Here is a 19,051-nt window from a genome sequence, read left to right as displayed (position 1 = left end):
TACTGAGATGGATAACGTTTGCCCGATCAGAGACCGTTAGGCAGGAACTTCTTCACGATTTTCGCATCTGGCTCGGAAAGAACCATCGTGCCGCGTGCGTCACGAATGAATTTGTTCGAACGTTTGATCATGCCATGGCGTTTGCCAGCGGCGGCGGCTTTGATTTTGCCAGTTCCGGTGATCTTGAACCGTTTCTTGGCAGCAGATTTGGTCTTCATCTTGGGCATTTTGCTACTCCTGATTTTCTTTCTTGAGGTCCCTGTCGTTCCTACGGAACTCCACGCCTCTTGCGAGGCCCGTTCGCTCCAAAGAGTTTCGAGCCTCTTGTTTTTGACTTCAGGCCGACCAAAGCCTGAAAGCATACAAAACCGCCACGGCATGCCCTGCCGGGCGGTTTGAACGCGTGCTTATTACCAGAAGTCAGAAAAAGCGCAACAGTTGAATCGCGTGAGCCGGCGAAAAGCGCAGCGCCTCAACTAGTAGAGGCGCAACAGAACAGGCAGAATGTGTTGCCCTTGCAGATATTCCACGAACTCGAGCAGTGGATAGGAGACGAAGAATACAAGTCCGTCGGTGAACGTCCTATAGAGCATGGACGACTTGACGCTCAGCACATCGGCTTCCCTGTAGAGCCGGGGATTGGGGAAGAAGCGCGGTACTTCCCGCTTATAACTGGTGTAGGTCTCGCCGAACACCTTTTCGAGATAACCTTCTTCGGCCGTGATGACGAACTGGAAGGCAATGTAGCAAATCACGGCAAGCGCGAGCGACACAGTCAGGCTGCCGGTCAGCATGCCAATGCCCGCCGCTCCGAGCGTGCTGAACACGTAGAGTGGATTGCGGCTCATCGAATAGGGTCCGAGGCGGACAATCTCCGAGCTTTTGCGTCCGCCTATATAGAGTGTGCACCACATGCGTCCAAGGATTGCGAGCACAATCGTACTAATGCCGAAATCCTCGATATATTCATGAATCCAGTTCTCGTTCCAGGCGGAGCGGATCGTTAACAGGGCAACAAGAATCAACGCAATGATGATCGCAATCACGATACGCCTGCGGTGTTGAAACCGGGACATGTCCTTGAGAGAATTCAGCGCCGCCATGATGGTCCTTCGGATCGTTCAGCATAGAAAAGCCGCCCGAAGGCGGCTTTTCTATGGAAGTTGACTGGCTTTAGCGCGGCGCCAGAACCATCATCATCTGGCGGCCTTCGAGCTTTGGCTCGGCCTCCACCTTGGAAATTTCCACCGTATCTTCCTTGACGCGATCCAGAAGCCGCATGCCAAGTTCCTGGTGAGCCATTTCACGGCCACGGAACCGCAATGTAACCTTGACCTTGTCGCCTTCTTCGAAGAAACGCTTGATCGCCTTCATCTTCACATCATAATCATGCGTGTCGATATTCGGGCGCATCTTGATTTCTTTGATTTCGACGGTCTTCTGCTTCTTGCGCGCTTCCGCCGCTTTCTTCTGACCCTGGTATTTCAGCTTCCCGAGATCGACGATCTTGCAGACCGGCGGCTCGGCATTGGGCACGATCTCGACAAGATCGAGCCCAGCCTCATCGGCCATCGCCAGTGCTGCTTGAATAGTGACTATGCCGTGGTTTTCACCTTCGGCATCAATGAGCTGTACCTGAGGTACGCGGATATCGCGGTTGGAACGAGGTCCATCTTTCTGGACCACCTGGGCTCTAAAGGGTCGACGAATGGCAGTAATCTCCTTGAATTATTTCGGACCCGCAAATAGCACCGTCAGGCCGGAGCCGCAATGCTTCTGTGCGCGGGCGCATGCCAATATCACTATTTTTGGGAAAAATCACACCAATCAAACATAGGTTTATTTCAGATTTATGCAATGTTGCGGGCTTCAACGATGAACTTTGCCGTGGCAAAAGGACCGATCACGACACGGAGTTACCTTTATGAACGCACCCCTGCCCCAGTTCCTGACCGTCAACGGCCTCGATATTGCGCTGCGCCGCCGCGAAGGCAGCACGCCCGGCATTGTATGGCTGGGGGGCTATTACTCGGACATGCTGGGCAGCAAAGCCCAATGGCTGGATCAGTGGGCATCGGAACGCGGCGTGGCCTTCCTTCGGCACGATTATTCCGGCCATGGCGAATCCGGCGGCGAATTCCGCGATGGCACGATCTCGATATGGCTGGAGCAAAGCCTTGCAGTATTTCGCGCGTTTTCCTCCGGTCCTCAAATCCTCGTCGGCTCGTCCATGGGTGGATGGATCGCCTTGCGCATGATCGAGGAATTGCAAAGGACCGGCGAAGGCGGGCGTGTTGCAGGAGTGGTGCTCATCGCGCCGGCGCCGGATTTCACCTCGGAACTCGTCGAGCCGCAACTGACAAATGATCAGCGCCGGCAGATCGCCGAACGCGGTTATATGGAAGAACCGTCCGATTATTCGTCCGTGCCTTATATCTATACCAAGGCTTTGCTGGAAGACGGCAAAACCAACCAGGTTTTGAAGGGTGTCATCCAGACCGATTGTCCTGTCCACATCCTTCAGGGCATGGAGGACAAGGACGTGCCCTATACCCATGCCCTGCGATTAATGGATCACCTGCCCGTCGACGATGTGACGATTACGCTGGTGCGCGACGGTGATCATCGCCTGTCACGTCCTCAAGACCTTGATCTTCTGACACGAACCGTGTCTTCAATGGTGGATAGAACAAAGGTCCTTCCGCCAATTCAATAAATTTCAGGCTCTCCATGCGCTTTTCCGTGATCGCTTCTGCTGTTGTCGCTGCTGTCGTGGGCTTTGGCGGAACGCTTGCACTTATGATCGCGGCAGCGCAGGCACTCGGAGCCACCCAAGCCGAGACCGCAAGCTGGGTGACTGCATGCTGTCTCGCGATGTTCCTCGCGACAGGCTATCTGAGCTGGCGTTACAAGATGCCGATCATTGCCGCTTGGTCAACGCCTGGATTGGCTCTCATCGGCGGCTCGATCGGCTTTACCATGCCGCAGGCGGTGGGAGCGTTCATCGTCACCGCGATAGCGATCATTCTCACCGGGTTGATCAAACCGGTTTCTGCCTTTGTCTCCAGGATCCCGGCATCGATAGCGTCGGGAATGCTGGCCGGTGTGCTGTTTGCATTCCTGATCGGCGCTGCACGAACCATACCCATAGACCCGGTTTTTGTACTGCCTCTTATTGCGCTCTTCTTCATCATCCGCCTGTTCAACCCGGCCATGGCGGTGCTCGCCGTACTTTTCGGTGGGGTGATTTATGCTTTTGTCAGCGGCCGCGTTGCCAGCGTCCCTGGTGTCGAGCTTTCGACGCTGACACTCATCATGCCTGTCTTCGACATGCGCGCGATGATCGGCCTGGCGCTGCCGCTTTATCTGGTCACCATGGCATCGCAGAACCTGCCGGGCTTTGCCGTGCTTCGTGCAGCGGGTTATGAGCCGCCAACGGCGGCCGCGCTCCAAGTCACCGGTCTCGTCTCCCTTGTCACGGCGCCTTTCGGGGCTCACACAAGCAACATGGCGGCAATTTCTGCTGCGATCTGCACCGGCCCGGACGCGCATCCCGACCCGGAAAAGCGCTGGCTGACCGGCCCGTTCTATGCTCTGTCCTATCTGATCTTTGCGATTTTTGGGGCGTCGCTGGTTGCCCTGTTTGCTGTCTTGCCTGCGCCGCTCATCGCCCTCGTCGCAGGTCTCGCGCTCATCGGGGCGTTTACCAATGCCCTGTCGCTCGCGCTCAAAGTCGAACACGAGCGGCTGGCGGCGATCGTTACCTTTGCTGTCACGGCCTCGGGAATTACCATTGCGGGGATCGGCGCCGCATTTTGGGCCCTGGTGGCTGGACTTCTCGTCATAGCCGTCGACTACGCGAAGAAACGTTTCGTATTTCAATGATTTGGAGCATTTGAAATCACAGTTTCTTGAAAAGCCGCAAAGTCTTTCCCATGTCGATATCAATCGGCCAATAGGGGCCGGGCTTTCTTGATAGGGAAGGGCTTTAGATGAACACTTCTGCTTTAATCCGTCCAGGCTGGTCTCCGGCGACCATCGCTCTGATGATTATCGGGTTCATGTTGTTCTGGCCTCTCGGTTTGGCCATGCTTGCCTACATTGTCTGGGGCAACCGTTTCGGCGGTTTCAAGCACGAAATGAACAATGCGGCCGATAATGTTTGCGGTGCGTTCCGCCGCAGCCGCCGTTCTCAGCATTTCGGCAGAGGCCCATTCGGCACTGGCAATATTGCCTTTGACGAGTGGCGCGAGAAGGAACTGCAGCGGCTCGACGAAGAGCGCCGCAAGCTCGAAGAGATGCGAACCGAATTCGAAGACTACGCCCGCGAACTCCGGCGCGCCAAGGACCGGGAAGAGTTCGATCGTTTCATGGCCGAGCGGAACGCTGCGCCAAAGAAACCCTCGGGATCTGTTCCCGATACTGATCAGGAATAGCGACTTGAGGTCAGTTCCTTGAAAAACCGATTGCTACGGCGGCGCCTCGCGGCGCCGCCTCTGTTTTGTCTCACCGGTTTTGCTCGAATCAATTAAAGTAGCTCTATGATCCTGTCCTTGTTCCGCAGCCCGCCGAAAAAATCCGCGACGCTTAAAGCCGAGCGGAGTTATGAGGTCGCGGGCCGTGTCCTGCCGCTGCTGGTAATGGAAAATCCGCGGGCGACGCGGTTGACACTGCGTATCGACGCAGGGGGCAAGGGTCTGCGCATGACCGTGCCGCCTGGGATAGCTGCGCGCGAAGTCGAAAAATTTCTCTCCCGTCACGAAGGCTGGATCGAGACCCGCATTGCGAAGATGCCCGATCAACCGAACGTACGCCCGGGCGTTAAGATCCCCGTGCGCGGCGTGCCACACCTCATCGTGCATGAACCAGCAAAGCGTGGAACGGTGCGGCAGGAAAACGGAGCCGAGGGGCCGAGGCTGATCGTCTATGGCGATCGTCCGCATCTCGCCAGGCGCGTTGGCGACTTCTTGAAACGTGAGGCGCGACGCGACCTGGAAATGCTCGTCGCCCGTCACACAACCACCGTTGGGCGGCGCGCAAAGGCTGTCCGCCTGAAAGATACAAAAAGCCGCTGGGGCTCATGCACATCGGACGGTACGTTATCTTTTTCCTGGCGCATCATGATGGCGCCGCCACCGGTTATCGACTATCTCGTCGCACATGAAGTGGCCCACTTGAAAGAGATGAACCACGGTCCGAAATTCTGGAAATTGTGCGGCGAGCTTTGCCCCGACACGGAGCGCTGCAAAGCCTGGTTGAAACGCAATGGCAGCGCCTTGCAGGCTATTGATTTCAGCTGATGGACCGCGCTATTTCGCCTGCCGTTTTGCAAGCGGCACGAACGCTGTGGAATTTTCACCTCATCTATGACGAACTGTCCGAGGTCGATGTGATCATTGGTCTCGGCAGCTACGACTTGCGCGTCGCCGATCGTTGCGCCGAGCTGTTCCACCAGCGCATGGCCAAAAAAATTCTCTTTACCGGCAAATCCGGCAATTGGACCAACAATCTGTTCGATGGCAGTGAAGCTGAAGCGTTTGCCAGTCGTGCCAGGGAACGGGGTGTTCCTGCGGACGCGATCCTGATCGAACCGCAAGCCACCAATATCGGGGAGAACATCCGCTTTTCACGTGCAATGGCGAACGGCCAGGTGGGTCGCATCATCATTGTCACCAAGCCCCAGACCCAGCGCCGCGCTTATGCGACGGTCCGGGCACAATGGCCCGGAGTATCGGCACTTGTCACTGCACCAATGACGCCCTTCGAAGAACAACCGATCGAAGCCTACCCGTTTGAAATGTTCGTTCACGAAATGGTCGGCGACGTGCAGCGAATACGTGACTATCCGTCCAAAGGCTTCCAGATAGCGCAATCCATCCCTGCATCTGTCGCGGATGCGTTCGATTTCCTTGTTAAAGAAGGCTATCACCACCATCTCTAACCATTGATCAATGCGCAAAATCCTCGACTTTGACGCATTTTCGTGCGAGTGGCGGCTTATGGGCCTTGATATCAAGATATGCGGGTTGAAAACCGACGAAGCAGTGGCTGCGGCACTGGACGGCGGCGCATCGCACATCGGCTTTATTTTCTTTCCGAAAAGCCCCCGCTATGTCGATCCTGGCGAGGCTGGCCGTCTGCGTCAGGCTGCCAAGGGGCGCGCGATAGCAGTTGCAGTGACTGTCGATCCGGATGACGTCACGCTCGACGCTATTGTTGCTGCGATGCAGCCGGACATGCTCCAATTGCACGGGGATGAGAGCGTCAACCGGGTTGCGGACATCAAGGCCCGTTATGGCTTGCCGGTCATGAAGGCACTTGCCTTGCGCGAACGCGGCGATCTTGAACAGATCAAGCCGTATATCGGCGTGGCCGACCGCTTCCTTTTTGACGCCAAACCACCAAAGGGATCGGAGCTTCCTGGCGGAAACGGTGTTTCTTTTGACTGGCGGGTGCTGAGTGAGCTTGACGCCTCTACCGATTACATGCTTTCCGGTGGTCTCAACGCGAGTAATATCGCCGAGGCGCTGCGGGCAACGAATGCACAAGGCATCGACATTTCTTCCGGCGTCGAGTCTGGACCGGGCGTGAAGGATGTTGGCCTGATCAAGGATTTTTTCTGGGCTGTGCGCGCTGCCAAAAGCGCTGATGCGGCCTGAATATAAGAGGCGGTCGTTTCAACAACGCGGCAGGGCCTCAAGAACGGAGTGATGCAGTGAACACGGTGGTTGAACCCAATTCATTCAAGACAGGCCCTGACGAGGAGGGCATGTTCGGCATTTTCGGCGGGCGTTTTGTTGCCGAGACCCTGATGCCGCTGATCCTTGAACTGCAGCAGGCCTATGAAGACGCGAAGAACGATCCGTCGTTCAAAGCAGAGCTTCAGGCCCTGTCGACGCATTACGCCGGACGGCCATCCAAGCTCTATTACGCCGAAGGCCTGACACACCATGTGCGCCAGATGGCCAAGGATCAGGGCCTCGACGGCGGCGCGAAGATCTATTTCAAGCGCGAAGATCTGAACCATACTGGCAGCCACAAGATCAACAATTGCCTTGGCCAGATCCTGCTTGCAAAGCGTATGGGCAAGACCCGCATCATCGCGGAGACGGGCGCAGGCCAGCACGGCGTCGCATCGGCTACGGTGTCCGCCCGTTTCGGCCTGCCTTGCGTGGTCTATATGGGCGCGACCGACGTCGAGCGGCAGAAGCCCAATGTCTTTCGCATGAAATTGCTCGGCGCCGAGGTCAAGCCCGTATCGTCTGGTCATGGCACGTTGAAGGACGCGATGAACGAGGCCCTGCGTGACTGGGTCTCTAATGTCGAGGATACGTATTACCTGATCGGTACCGCGGCTGGCCCGCATCCCTACCCGGAACTCGTGCGCGACTTCCAGTCGGTGATCGGGACGGAAGCCCGCGAGCAGATCCTCGAGCGCGAGGGACGCCTGCCGGACACCATCATTGCGGCCGTTGGCGGCGGGTCCAACGCAATCGGTCTGTTCCATCCCTTCCTTGACGACAAGAGCGTCGAGATCATCGGCATCGAAGCTGGAGGTCGCGGGCTTGATGGCGAAGAACATTGCGCTTCGATGAGCGCGGGACGCCCCGGCGTCTTGCATGGCAACCGCACCTATCTCTTGCAGAACAAGGACGGCCAGATCCTCGACGGTCACTCTGTTTCGGCCGGTCTCGATTACCCGGGCGTCGGTCCGGAACATTCATGGTTGCGCGATACGGGCCGCGTTTCCTATGTACCGATACTCGACGATGAAGCTCTCGAAGCGTTCACCCTGACAACCCGCACCGAAGGCATCATTCCGGCACTGGAATCCGCCCATGCCATCGCCCATGCGGTGAAAATCGCGCCTAGGATGACACAGGACAAGATCATGATCGTCAATCTTTCCGGCCGCGGCGACAAGGATGTGCACACGGTCGGGCAGCTTTTAGGGATGGACATCTGATCATGACGACGCGTATCGACAGAAAATTCGCAGCGCTCAAAGCTGAAGGGCGTCCGGCACTCGTGACCTATTTCATGGGCGGCGATCCCGACTTCGACACATCGTTGAAGATCATGAAGGGGCTGCCCGGCGCAGGTTCAGACATCATCGAGCTCGGTGTGCCATTCTCCGACCCCATGGCGGATGGACCAGCCATTCAGGCCGCCGGTTTGCGCGCCCTGAAAAAGGGCATGTCGCTTACGAAGACACTCGATCTCGCTGCGCGCTTTCGGCAAACCGACGATACGACCCCGATCGTGCTGATGGGATATTACAACCCGATCTACATATACGGCGTCGACCGCTTCCTTGTGGATGCCACCGCCTCTGGTATCGACGGCCTGATCATTGTCGATCTGCCGCCGGAAATGGACGAAGAGCTCTGCATTCCTGCGATCAAGGCCGGGATCAATTTCATTCGTTTGGCAACACCGACGACTGACGACAAGCGTTTGCCGAAGGTCCTGCAGAACACGTCGGGCTTTGTCTATTACGTGTCGATGAACGGCATTACAGGATCGGCTTTGCCTGATACCCGCAGGGTTGCGGCCGCTGTCGAGCGGATCAAGAAGCATACGGACTTGCCGGTCGTCGTCGGCTTCGGCGTCAAGACCGCTGAGCAGGCGAAGGTAATCGGCTCCGCCGCCGACGGCGTTGTCGTCGGTACGGCGATCGTCAATGCTGTTGCCAACACGATCAATCCCGACGGTTCTTTGGTGGCAGATCCCGCCGAAGCCGTCGCCACGATGGTCAAAGGCCTTTCCAGCGGTGTGCGGGCGTCAAGTCTTGCGGCGGCCGAGTAAAGCTCCTAAATCAACCGTTTGCTAGAAGAACAGGACCGATCATGAACTGGATCACGAATTACGTCCGGCCTAAGATCAATTCGATGCTTGGTCGCCGTGAAATGCCAGAAAATCTCTGGATCAAGGATCCTGAATCCGGCGAAATGGTTTTCCATACGGATCTGGAAAAGAACCAGTGGGTCGTGCCGACTTCCGGGCATCATATGCGTATTCCCGCAAAGGACCGATTGAAGTTCTTTTTCGATGACGGCGTCTTTGAAGTGCTGGAACAGCCGAAAGTCGCGACAGATCCGTTGAAATTCCGCGATGAAAAGCGTTACGTCGACCGGCTGAAGGAACATCGCACCAAAACCGGCCAGGATGATGCCATCATCAACGCCCTTGGCACGATCGAGGGACTGCCGATCGTCGTGACCATCCATGACTTCAGTTTCATGGGCGGTTCGCTCGGCATGGCGGCAGGCGAGGCAATCATCAAGGGTTTCGAAACCGCGATCGCCCAAAAGAAACCGCTGGTGCTTTTCGCTGCGTCCGGCGGTGCTCGCATGCAGGAGGGTATTCTTTCCCTGATGCAGTTGCCGCGCACGACAGTTGCCGTCGAAATGCTGAAGGAAGCCGGTCTGCCCTACATCGTCGTCCTCACGAACCCGACGACAGGCGGCGTCTCCGCCTCTTACGCAATGCTTGGTGATATCCACATCGCCGAACCCGGTGCATTGATCGGCTTTGCCGGACAGCGCGTCATTGAACAGACCATTCGTGAAAAATTGCCCGAAGGGTTCCAACGCGCCGAATATCTGAAGACGCATGGGATGGTGGATATGGTCGTGCCGCGGCCGGAATTGAAAGCAACGATCGCACGGCTGTTGAAAATGCTGATGGGCGAAGCGGCCACGGAAATTGCTGAGGAACACCCGATTGAACCGGCTGTACTGCCGGTGCCGGCCGAAACCCAAGCTTGATGCCGAGCTGCTTTTTGAATTGGCTGTGCAATGCCATCGCGTGCTGAACAAGAGATCGACCGGCTCCTCGGGCTCCACCCCAAGGGCTTCGATCTGTCTCTCGGCCGTATAACACGCCTATTGGACACGCTGGGCAATCCGCAGCTGCGGATACCGCCGGTGATCCATGTCGCAGGCACCAATGGCAAGGGTTCTGCCGTCGCCTTCTCGCGGGCGCTGCTTGAAGCCGCAGGCTACACGGTGCACGTCCACACGTCCCCGCATCTCGTACGCTGGCATGAACGCTATCGGATTGGCGCGCCAGGCGGCAGCAAGATCGTCGACGACGATGTGCTGGCCGATGCGCTCAAGCGCGTTGCCGACGCCAATGCCGGACAGGCAATCACCGTCTTCGAGATCCTTACCGCCGTCACTTTCGTTTTGTTTTCGGAACACCCGGCGGATGCTGTCATCCTCGAAGTTGGCCTTGGCGGGCGGTTCGATGCGACCAATGTCATTCCCGAGCCGGCCGTCAGTGTCATCATGCCCATTTCGCTCGATCACCAGCCCTATCTCGGCGACCGTGTGGAACTGATTGCCGCGGAAAAGGCTGGCATCATCAAGCCGCGTTGCCCTGTTGTCATCGGCGCCCAGGAGGAGGAAGCCGTCCGCATGGTGCTGATCGAGACCGCCGAACGTCGCGATTGCCCATTTACGGTGTATGGACAGGATTTCCTCAGCTTCGAAGAACGTGGGCGCATGGTCTATCAGGACAATAAGGGCTTGATGGACCTGCCTTTGCCGGCGCTCCTCGGCCGCCACCAGCTGGCGAACGCTGCTGCAGCAATCCAGGGGGTCAGAACTGCCGGCTTCAAGGTGCCGGAGCAGGCCGTCGAACGGGCGATGGCAAATGTCGAGTGGCCCGCCCGAATGCAGCGACTCATCAAGGGCAAGCTGGTGGAGATGGCGGTCCCGGGCTCGGAAATCTGGCTTGATGGCGGACATAACCCCGGCGCGGGGCTGGTGATCGCCGAGGCTATCGCTACCTTGGAAGATCGCAACCAGCGACCACTGTTTTTGATCACCGGCATGATCAATACCAAGGATCCTGTTGGCTATTTCCAGGCTTTTACCGGCATGGCACGGCACGTGTACACAGTGCCGATACGTTCCAGCGGCGCCGGGATTCCACATGACGAGCTCGCGCTGGCTGCCAATGAAGCCGGTCTTTCGGCTGAACCTGTACATTCGGTCGAAAATGCTCTGAAGATTCTGGCGCATAGCTGGGACGCATCCGAGCCGGCACCACGAATTCTTATCGGGGGATCGCTATATCTCGCTGGTGACGTTCTTTCGGACAATGGCACACCGCCTTTATAGGCAACAAAAAGCCCGGCACTAAACCGGGCTCTTTTGTTCGAATGACTTGAACAATCAAGCAGCCGAATTCCTGATCCAGTCGGACAATTTGCTCTTCGGAGCAGCGCCGACCAGATTGGCAGCAAGTTCACCATCCTTGAACATCAGCAAAGTCGGGATCGAACGCACACCAAACTGGGCAGCCAGTTCCGGATTTTCATCGATGTTGACCTTGGCAATCGTGACCTTGCCTTCCATCTCGGAGGCAATCTCTTCAAGAGCAGGAGCGATCATCTTGCACGGGCCGCACCATTCCGCCCAAAAATCAACGACGACTGGCTGGCCCGCCTGAATGACGTCGGACTGGAAATTGCTGGTGTCGATCTTGACGGTAGCCATGGGCTTTTCCTTGTGTGTTTGTGAATGTGTTGCACATCATGTGGTGAGTCGGCTCGCAATCGTCAAGCTCGGTATTGTCACGATTCAGTGCAAACAGTCTGGAGCAGCCTGCAATCCTGCTTCGTTGCCTGCCCGCAGCATTCAATAATCAGCCTTACCACGTTTTGCATTTTCCAATCCATATCCTTTGCTCACACCATCCGACCGAGTGCGTCGCGCATCGCATCGGCGGGGATATCGATCAGGTGCGGACCTTCGGTGAAGAGCAGCGCAGCCTCCACAGTCTTGCCCGGATAAAGCGGCTCCAGCAATTGGCGGTAAAGGGCGAGCTGCGCGACATATGCCTCTGGAACCTTGGCGAGATTAGCGGGGGGTGGGCGGTTTGTCTTGTAATCCACGATAAGCACCCGCTCTTCATCGGCTGCCAGCCTGTCGATCACACCCGAAACGGCGTGATCCTTGCCGCGCAGATGCAGTGTTCCCATGATCGCCACTTCTGCAAGCGAACCTGATGCGAAAACCGGCGCATAGCGTGGATCATCTATAACGCCGAGGACCGATTGCAGAGCATCTTCGATTTCCTGTCGGGGCCAGTCGAAGGCCGCACGCGAAAGGTAGCGCTCCGCAGCTGGGACCCGTTGTTCGGCGGCCAAGTTCGGCAGGGTCTGCAACAAGGCGTGGATGACCGTTCCGCGGCGGATCGCGAACGATGGATCACCCCCATCACTTGTCAATACGGGCGAGCCGGTCACAACGGGCGCTTCGTCGTCCGGTTCAATCAAGACCGAGACGCCGGATGGCGCAAGCGGTCTTGGCAGGCCAGCTTCTCGCGGCATGGGAGAGCGATAGGCCGCAGGAAATGGTTCGGCACGCGCTTCGGAAGGTGTGGCAAGCTCATCGATCGACGAGTGAGTGCGCTCCGTCACGCGATAGCGTCTGGCGACCACGGTTTCTACGGGATGCTGGAATGGTTCGCTTAACTCGCCCAGGGCGGCCTCGACCAAACCATGCCATGTTTCGGATGCCTGCCGTGGTCCGCGATAGCCGCACACGATCAAGCGATCCTCGGCGCGCGTCATCCCCACATAGAGAAGTCGGCGATATTCTTCTTCGGCACGAATTTTCAGATTATCGACGATTGTTCCCGTAAAGGCGGTCGCATAGGCTTTGCCAGGGACGAAAAGAAAACCTGGGCCTTGCCAGCCATCCTTTTCCTGCAGCTTGAAAGAAAGCAAATTTGGTGTTCGCCCACCTGCCGATGCCGCACTGCCGGAATCCACCAGGAAAACGACGGCCGCCTCCAGCCCCTTGGCTGCGTGTACCGTCATGATGCGAACTTCATTGCGGCTCTGATCGAGTTCACGCTTGATCTCGGGGGTTGCGGCGTCAAGCGTTTCGAGGAATGCCTGAAGTCCGGGGAGGCCGGTCTTTTCCGTAGCAACCGCATAGTTTTGAAACTCGTCTATGACATCACCGGCCTCATGGCCAAGTCTTGCCAACAGATCGCGTCTGGCGCCTCCCGGTCCCAAAATCTCCGCATAGAACTCGAACACCGGTACGGTGTCGGCCCGATTGCGCCAACTCTGCAATCGTTGCGACGTTGCGCTCACGATCAGATCATCGTCCGCGCGCGCCTTCAGCCGTTGATAGAGTGTTTCATGTTCTGCCCGGCCATATGCGAGGTCAAACAGTTGTTCATCATTCCACTTGAACAACGGGCTCTTCAACAGTGCTGCAAGCGACAGGTCGTCGGATGGCAGTAGCATGAACCGGCCAAGCGCCACCAGATCCTTGATGGCAATGTGGTCCGTGAGCTTCAACCTGTCAGCGCCGGCGACCGGGACGTGCCGCTTCTTCAGCTCACGCGACAAAGCTGGCATGAACTGATCGCGCTTGCGCACCAGCACCATGATGTCTCGCGCTTCGAGACGCCGACCCTGTCCCTCAATTATTTCACCCTTCTTTAGCCAGCTATCTATCGTCCTGGCGATCTGCTCCGCGAGCCGGACAGGTGGAGCAGGCAGGCTGTCCACGGGTTTGCGCCAATCGTCTTCCTGCGGAGCGCTTTCTGGCGTGATCATGTCCCATATCTGGACCTCGCCGGGATCATGATCGCGAATGGCCGTATGGACGGTCGGGCCGTGTTCCCGTCCAAAGCCACGATTGGCCTCGGGCCGGGCGAAAACTTTATCGACGGCAGACAAAACATCCGGGGCCGAGCGAAAAGAGAAGTTGAGATTGACACGCTCAAAACTCAATTCAGATTGCCTGGTGTTCCTTTCGGTCTCCCTGCCATGCTTGGCAAAATCCTCAGGAATAGCGCCCTGAAACGAATAAATGGATTGCTTTTCGTCACCGACGGCGAACAGCGTGCGCCGGATGTCGCGGGCGGATTTGCCGGCAAAAAATTCCGCGCTGAGCAGACGGATGACACGCCATTGATTGGGGCTCGTATCCTGCGCCTCATCAACCAAAATATGATCGATACCCTTGTCCAGCTTATACTGTACCCATGGTCCAGCATCCTGACGCGCCAGCAATTTCACCGTACGCACAATAAGATCGTCGAAATCGAGCAGACCATGCGTCTTTTTCATGTGCTGATAGCGGCCGATCAGATCGTCGATCAGAACCAGGGCGGAAAGGGTAAGGCGAAGCACGCGCCATTGTTTAAAACGGTCCAAACCCTGGAATACGCGTTGTGCCGCTTGATCGTAACGATCGATAAAATCCGGATAACGGTCCGTTACCCCCTTGGTTGCGATATAGGAACCGCTTTTGGGATCACCCGTCGCTTGCAGGAACGCCGCCCGCAGTGCTTCCTCACGTTGGTCGACTTGTTCGTTGAACTTTGCATGAAGCAGAATCAGCGCAAATTCTTGCGCCCGCGTCGCGCTCTTTTGTATCTGGAGAATGCCGGACAACATCGAGTGATCGAATTCGTCCACCGGCCAAAGCGTTGACAGAATACTGTCTTCGGTCTCGTCGCCCTGGAAGCCAAAGTGCGAATAAAAAGCCTGGCGGCGCAGATCATCGTGACCGACTTCACCGATAAATTGCGTCAGATCATGCCGTTTGTTTACTGCCTCGTCGAGCAGCTGCTGCAGACCAAACTCTCCGGCGGCATCGAGCACATCGGCAAAAGCGGCAGCAAGCTCCGTGTTATGGTCAAGGCGCGCGGCTTGCAAAAGTTGGCGACGCGCTTCGCCGACCAGCGCGACCTGCATCATGTCATCCATCAATTCAAAATGGCCGGCAATATTAGCCTCGAGCGGGAATTGATGGAGAATCGCTTCACAAAAGGCGTGGATGGTCTGAATCTTGAGGCCGCCCGGCGTTTCCAGCGCCCGTGCAAACAGACGTCGCGCTTGCGCCAGCCGTTTCGGCCCAGGGCGACTGCCATCGATCTTCTCGATGGTCTCGGCTAACGCACCTTCGTCCAATGTTGCCCAATCGGACAATCGCGCAAAAACACGGTTCTGCATGACCGCTGCCGCTGCTTTGGTATAGGTCAAGCAAAGAATCTTGGAGGGATCGGTTCCGTCGAGCAGTAGGCGAATGACGCGTTCGGTCAGGACATGCGTCTTCCCCGACCCGGCATTGGCCGAAACCCAGACGGAATCCTTCGGATCGGCCGCCTTGTTTTGATTGGCAATTGTTTCTCTCGGAATGTTGCGCGGCGTCTTCATTCGCCGTCACCGCTATCGTCAGCGCCGCCCGCCGACCATTCCAGCACACGTGCGAGATGATCGTAATCCCCGGTCAAATCGCTTTCCTTGAATGGCAGTGCCCGCGAAAGATAGCCTTTGTGCGGGTCGCGATAAGCGGTCAGCAATTCGGTCAGGCGGCGCCACGAAAGCTCGCCAAGCTCCGGAGCTGATTTTTCGCTGCCATTGGAGCCGCTACCAATCTTCAGGATCGATTCCGGATCAACCTTGCCGTTGGGACGAAGCCTTACATAAAGGAGGTCCGCAGCATCGCGAGCACCGACTTCGAGAAAAGCACCACGCGCCAGAAGCGCTGCTTCGAGTGCAAGCTGCGGGGACAAAAGCACATGCGCCTGCCGCTTGGACGGTGTCGAACCCGTCTTGTAGTCGATAATCTCAGCCGAACCGTCTCGCCGGAGATCAACGCGGTCCGCACGACCCGAGAGCGTCACGCCGGTCGTTTCAACGGGAATCTTTCTTGAAGCAATTTCTGGATGACGTGCCGTTATAAGGTGCGCGCGCTGGCGTTCCCATTGGAGGTATTCCGGAACCAAAGATTGAAATCGCGGCCACCACACCGCATCGATTTCTTCCGGCAATGCGATCTCATCGAAAAAGCGCCTTCCGATTTCCAGAAGACGTGCGGATGCATCGGTGTTCTGCGGATCGACACTCTGTGCAGTGAAATCGGCCAGGATATCGTGGAACAGAGAGCCGCGTTCAGCGACATCGGGATCGCGGATCAGTGGCTCAATAGGGCGCAGGCGCAGGATGCGCCGGGCAAAGATCGCGTAAGGGTCGCGCCTGAGCGTCTCAATTTCCGTGACGGAGAAATGCTTTGGCCGCGCGCCTAAAGGTGGCTTGGGTTCGGGCCGCTTGACGAAATCTTCGTCCGGTCCAGTATCGATCTCCCGCGCCCAGTTCAGATACGTCGCGCCCCGGGTGCGCAATTCAGTAGTTGCAGTTTTGCCAAGAACTGTTTCGAGGCGTTGTAACCAGCGCGACGCAACCGTCGGAGCGTTGGCGGCGCGCTGCGCCCGTGTGAGAATGACGCGGTCCATTCCCATCGCCATCTGGAAATCATGCGCTGCAAGGCCGGTGCGCCGTTCCGGTGGTTCAAGATTGATGATCGATTTCATTGGCCGCGACATGAAGGGATCATTGCGGGTTTTGCCCGGCCATGTCCCTTCGTTCAGACCGCCGATGACGACCGTGTCGACCGTCTGCAAACGGGCTTCCAGTGCCCCCCAGATAAAGAGACGGGGATGCGCACCGGACTTAGGCTTGACGACCTCTCCCGCGACCAGCGCCTCGATCATCGACGGCCATTCGGAAGGCATGAACTCCAACCCTGCATCTGCCGATATCAGATTGCGCAGGAAGGCGGCGAACTGTTCGCCAGCAGCGCCCGAGTAGAGCGCCGCGATATTTCCTTGGTCGTCCCGTGCCAGATTTTCCAGACTGGCAACGGTGGCGTGGATAATCTCCGCGATCTCCACCGGAACTTCTCTGGAGGCAAAGGCCGCCAGCGGTTCCATACTTTGCGTGAGCGCTTCACAGGCTGAGCGGGCAGCCTCGATCTGCGCAACGGTAATCTGCCGAAGCCACCCGGGTTCAAATGGTGTTGTACTCGCCTCCGAAAGGCGTTCTTCAAAGAAGGAACGGAGGCCGGACAATGTAGCCCGGCCAGTGCCACCGCGAAGCGACACGAGTTCGATGGTCTCCGCGGCTTGCCGGACCGCGGAACGTTCGAGGCCGAGCCGGGTCAAGGGATGCTTGAGAAGCGCGAGCAATGCGACAGGATCGCCAGGATTGAAGATTGTCTCAAGCGCCAGCCGCATCAGTGTGGCTGGTTGCGTTTCGCGCAGGGCATGACCGCCGGAATCATCGGCTGTGATATTGAAGCGTGCGAGCTCGGTCGAGACACGCCGCGCAAGATCGCGATCCGCCGTGATCAAGGCTGCCGTCTTGCCTGGCTGGTCAATCGCGTCACGCAAGGCGACCGCCACCGCGAGCGCTTCTTCGCGTTCATTCGCGGCCTCCACAAGCGCAATTGGTGCTACGGCAGCCAAGAACCTGCCATCGCCACGGTCGATATCGGCCCATGCTTCACTCGTGTCTGCGGGGCGCATCGCCTCGGCCAGCAAAGCCTCGCGCGCGCGTTTTGGCGCTGCGACGTCTCCCAATTGGATGACGTCCTGACGCAGAACGCCGAGCTGACTCAATAATTTTCTCAAACCATATTGCGGGTGACCGAAGATCGATGGGCTATCGATGGTATTGGCCAGAAGTTCCCAACTTGCCGCGTCCATGTCACGATCGACGCCGGGCAGGACCAGAGCACCTTGTGGCAGGCGAGCGATGGCGGCGAGCAGCTGTGCGGTGGCGGGTATGGAACCCGTGGAACCAGCGGCGATGACCGGCCCGGCGGGCGGGCTGCGCAATAGACGCTCGGCTTCGAGCTCTATCAGCCGATTGCGATGTGCGGCAGGATTGGATCGATGCCGATCGGCAAGAACCTCAGGCCAAAGACTGGTGACTATCCCCAGGAAGTCGAGAGTTACCTGCCACCAGTTCGGCAGATCCTCCGACACAATGTTGGATAGCGACGACCAGCCCATCGCTTCGGTCTCAACCTGATCCATCAAGCTTGCGAGATCTCGCGCCAGCCAGATCGCATCCGCTGTCGTAGCCGGGATCGCGATCTCTTCGTTGCCGAAAAGTGCCCGGACGTGGTCGGGCAGACGTTCGCGCCAAGGCCTCACCAGCCGCGCGAGCAGCAGCAAGCGTCCTGTCGAGCCTATCGGTGGCAGGAGATCGAAAAAAGCATCCGATCCCAGATCGAACATTGCCGCATCCTCGTCCACATCACCGAGCGGCCGGATGACGGGAAGGATAGCAGACCTGGCCGGGCTCGTTTCGACCAGCAAAGAACGCAGGGTGCGCGCAGCGCGGCGTGTCGGCACGTAGATGGTTGCGTGCGCCAGCGCCATGGGATCCGATGGGGCGGCCGGATAACCTGGCACAAGCGTGCCCGATCGCAGCGCGTCAACCAAAGCAGGCAGAAACGGGATGCCCGGCGCTATGGAAAATATGCGCGAATGCCCGTGCTCAACCATTGACCGTCTGTCTGGCGATGGCGGCTTCCGCCTCGCCAATCGCATCAGGTGTTCCGACCGTCAGCCACAAGCCCTCCATCCGCCGGCCATAAAGCCGGTCCGTGGCGATCGCCGCATCAAAATAGCGATTGAGCGAGGCCTTGCCCGCCACGGCGCCTGAGAAAATCCGCGGGTGGATAATGGCTGCGCCGGCATAAATACTGCGCGACGTTTCGCCAATTTCGAGGCGGCGCAGGCGACCGTCATTGTCCATGTGGAAATCACCGCGCCCATCATAGCCGGTGGCCTGATCCTTTGCTGCAATCATCAGCAGAATATCCATGCGCGCATCATCCCATCCTTCGGCCAACAGGACAAGATTGGGCTTCGGTCCATCCACCCAAAAAGTATCGGCATTGACCACATAGAAGGGATCGAAGCCGATCTTTGGAAGAGCGTTGATGATACCGCCGGCCGAATCAAGCAGTTCTTTGCGCTCGTCCGAAATGACGATTGCTGGGGCCTTGCGCTTTGCCAGATGTGCATCGACCTGATCGGCAAGATAATGGACGTTGACGATAGCTCGTTCAACGCCGACATTTTCAAGTGCTTCGAGTCCCCAATCGATTAATGGTTTGCCGGCTACTTTTACCAGTGGTTTCGGCGTCGTATCGGTAATTGGAGCCATGCGCTTGCCAAGGCCAGCTGCCAAGACCATTGCCGTATGCGGACCTGCCAT

Annotated in this window: 17 protein-coding genes; 10 read left to right on the top strand and 7 right to left on the bottom strand. The window is 57.6% G+C overall.

The features are described from left to right. Window positions 1-26: 26 nt before the first annotated feature. The 3 genes from rpmI to infC form a co-directional block, all read right to left on the bottom strand. A complete protein-coding gene (gene rpmI / locus C7476_RS09755; protein WP_106713409.1) occupies window positions 27-227 on the bottom strand; it encodes a 50S ribosomal protein L35 in 201 nt (66 codons plus the stop codon). Between the two features lie 249 nt (window positions 228-476). After that, entirely contained in the window at window positions 477-1,094 is a 618-nt protein-coding gene (locus C7476_RS09750) for a methyltransferase family protein (RefSeq protein ID WP_114429905.1), read from the bottom strand. Between the two features lie 79 nt (window positions 1,095-1,173). Further along, on the bottom strand, window positions 1,174-1,710 hold the full coding sequence (gene infC / locus C7476_RS09745; protein WP_112524829.1) for a translation initiation factor IF-3: 537 nt from the start codon (window positions 1,708-1,710) through the stop codon (window positions 1,174-1,176). Between the two features lie 214 nt (window positions 1,711-1,924). Between infC and C7476_RS09740 the strand changes: the two genes are divergently transcribed. The 10 genes from C7476_RS09740 (at window position 1,925) to C7476_RS09695 (ending at window position 11,129) form a co-directional block, all read left to right on the top strand. Then, window positions 1,925-2,716, top strand: coding sequence for an alpha/beta hydrolase (locus C7476_RS09740; protein ID WP_114429729.1), 792 nt, complete (start codon window positions 1,925-1,927; stop codon window positions 2,714-2,716). 14 nt (window positions 2,717-2,730) lie between these two features. Beyond that, window positions 2,731-3,885 (top strand): benzoate/H(+) symporter BenE family transporter, encoded by a 1,155-nt coding sequence (locus tag C7476_RS09735; RefSeq protein WP_114429728.1) that lies wholly within the window; start codon window positions 2,731-2,733, stop codon window positions 3,883-3,885. A gap of 107 nt (window positions 3,886-3,992) precedes the next feature. Then, window positions 3,993-4,436, top strand: coding sequence for a DUF2852 domain-containing protein (locus tag C7476_RS09730; RefSeq protein ID WP_114429727.1), 444 nt, complete (start codon window positions 3,993-3,995; stop codon window positions 4,434-4,436). A 105-nt stretch (window positions 4,437-4,541) separates the two neighbouring features. Further along, on the top strand, window positions 4,542-5,300 hold the full coding sequence (locus C7476_RS09725; RefSeq protein ID WP_114429726.1) for a M48 family metallopeptidase: 759 nt from the start codon (window positions 4,542-4,544) through the stop codon (window positions 5,298-5,300). 11 nt (window positions 5,301-5,311) lie between these two features. Beyond that, window positions 5,312-5,941: a YdcF family protein gene (locus C7476_RS09720; RefSeq protein WP_114429904.1), complete on the top strand. Its 630-nt coding sequence runs from the start codon at window positions 5,312-5,314 to the stop codon at window positions 5,939-5,941. Window positions 5,942-5,999: 58 nt separating this feature from the next. Further along, on the top strand, window positions 6,000-6,659 hold the full coding sequence (locus C7476_RS09715) for a phosphoribosylanthranilate isomerase (RefSeq protein WP_114429903.1): 660 nt from the start codon (window positions 6,000-6,002) through the stop codon (window positions 6,657-6,659). A gap of 56 nt (window positions 6,660-6,715) precedes the next feature. Beyond that, a complete protein-coding gene (trpB, locus tag C7476_RS09710; protein ID WP_114429725.1) occupies window positions 6,716-7,966 on the top strand; it encodes a tryptophan synthase subunit beta in 1,251 nt (416 codons plus the stop codon). Between the two features lie 2 nt (window positions 7,967-7,968). Next, the gene (gene trpA / locus C7476_RS09705; protein ID WP_114429724.1) at window positions 7,969-8,808 is read left to right on the top strand and encodes a tryptophan synthase subunit alpha; all 840 of its coding nucleotides are present in this window, start codon (window positions 7,969-7,971) and stop codon (window positions 8,806-8,808) included. Window positions 8,809-8,849: 41 nt separating this feature from the next. After that, window positions 8,850-9,770, top strand: a complete 921-nt coding sequence (gene accD / locus C7476_RS09700) for an acetyl-CoA carboxylase, carboxyltransferase subunit beta (protein WP_114429723.1) — start codon at window positions 8,850-8,852, stop codon at window positions 9,768-9,770. A 30-nt stretch (window positions 9,771-9,800) separates the two neighbouring features. Continuing rightward, complete coding sequence (locus C7476_RS09695) at window positions 9,801-11,129, top strand: bifunctional folylpolyglutamate synthase/dihydrofolate synthase (protein ID WP_114429722.1); 1,329 nt, start codon at window positions 9,801-9,803, stop codon at window positions 11,127-11,129. A 54-nt stretch (window positions 11,130-11,183) separates the two neighbouring features. On the opposite strand, the gene trxA is transcribed toward C7476_RS09695, so the two are convergent. The 4 genes from trxA to C7476_RS09675 form a co-directional block, all read right to left on the bottom strand. Continuing rightward, window positions 11,184-11,507, bottom strand: coding sequence for a thioredoxin (trxA, locus tag C7476_RS09690; RefSeq protein WP_027230897.1), 324 nt, complete (start codon window positions 11,505-11,507; stop codon window positions 11,184-11,186). A 191-nt stretch (window positions 11,508-11,698) separates the two neighbouring features. Then, complete coding sequence (gene addA / locus C7476_RS09685; protein ID WP_114429721.1) at window positions 11,699-15,196, bottom strand: double-strand break repair helicase AddA; 3,498 nt, start codon at window positions 15,194-15,196, stop codon at window positions 11,699-11,701. Next, window positions 15,193-18,333 carry a double-strand break repair protein AddB gene (addB, locus tag C7476_RS09680; RefSeq protein WP_114429720.1) on the bottom strand — a complete coding sequence of 1,047 codons (3,141 nt, stop codon included), beginning with the start codon at window positions 18,331-18,333 and terminating at the stop codon, window positions 15,193-15,195. Before addB ends, addA begins: the two co-directional genes overlap by 4 nt. Continuing rightward, window positions 18,326-19,051 carry a nucleotidyltransferase family protein gene (locus C7476_RS09675; RefSeq protein WP_114429719.1) on the bottom strand — a complete coding sequence of 242 codons (726 nt, stop codon included), beginning with the start codon at window positions 19,049-19,051 and terminating at the stop codon, window positions 18,326-18,328. The genes addB and C7476_RS09675 overlap by 8 nt, the downstream gene beginning before the upstream one ends.

Source organism: Phyllobacterium bourgognense (assembly GCF_003337575.1).
GTDB classification, from domain to species: domain Bacteria; phylum Pseudomonadota; class Alphaproteobacteria; order Rhizobiales; family Rhizobiaceae; genus Phyllobacterium; species Phyllobacterium bourgognense.
Note: the sequence above shows the minus strand (reverse complement) of the source record. Positions and strands in the feature narration are given on the sequence as shown.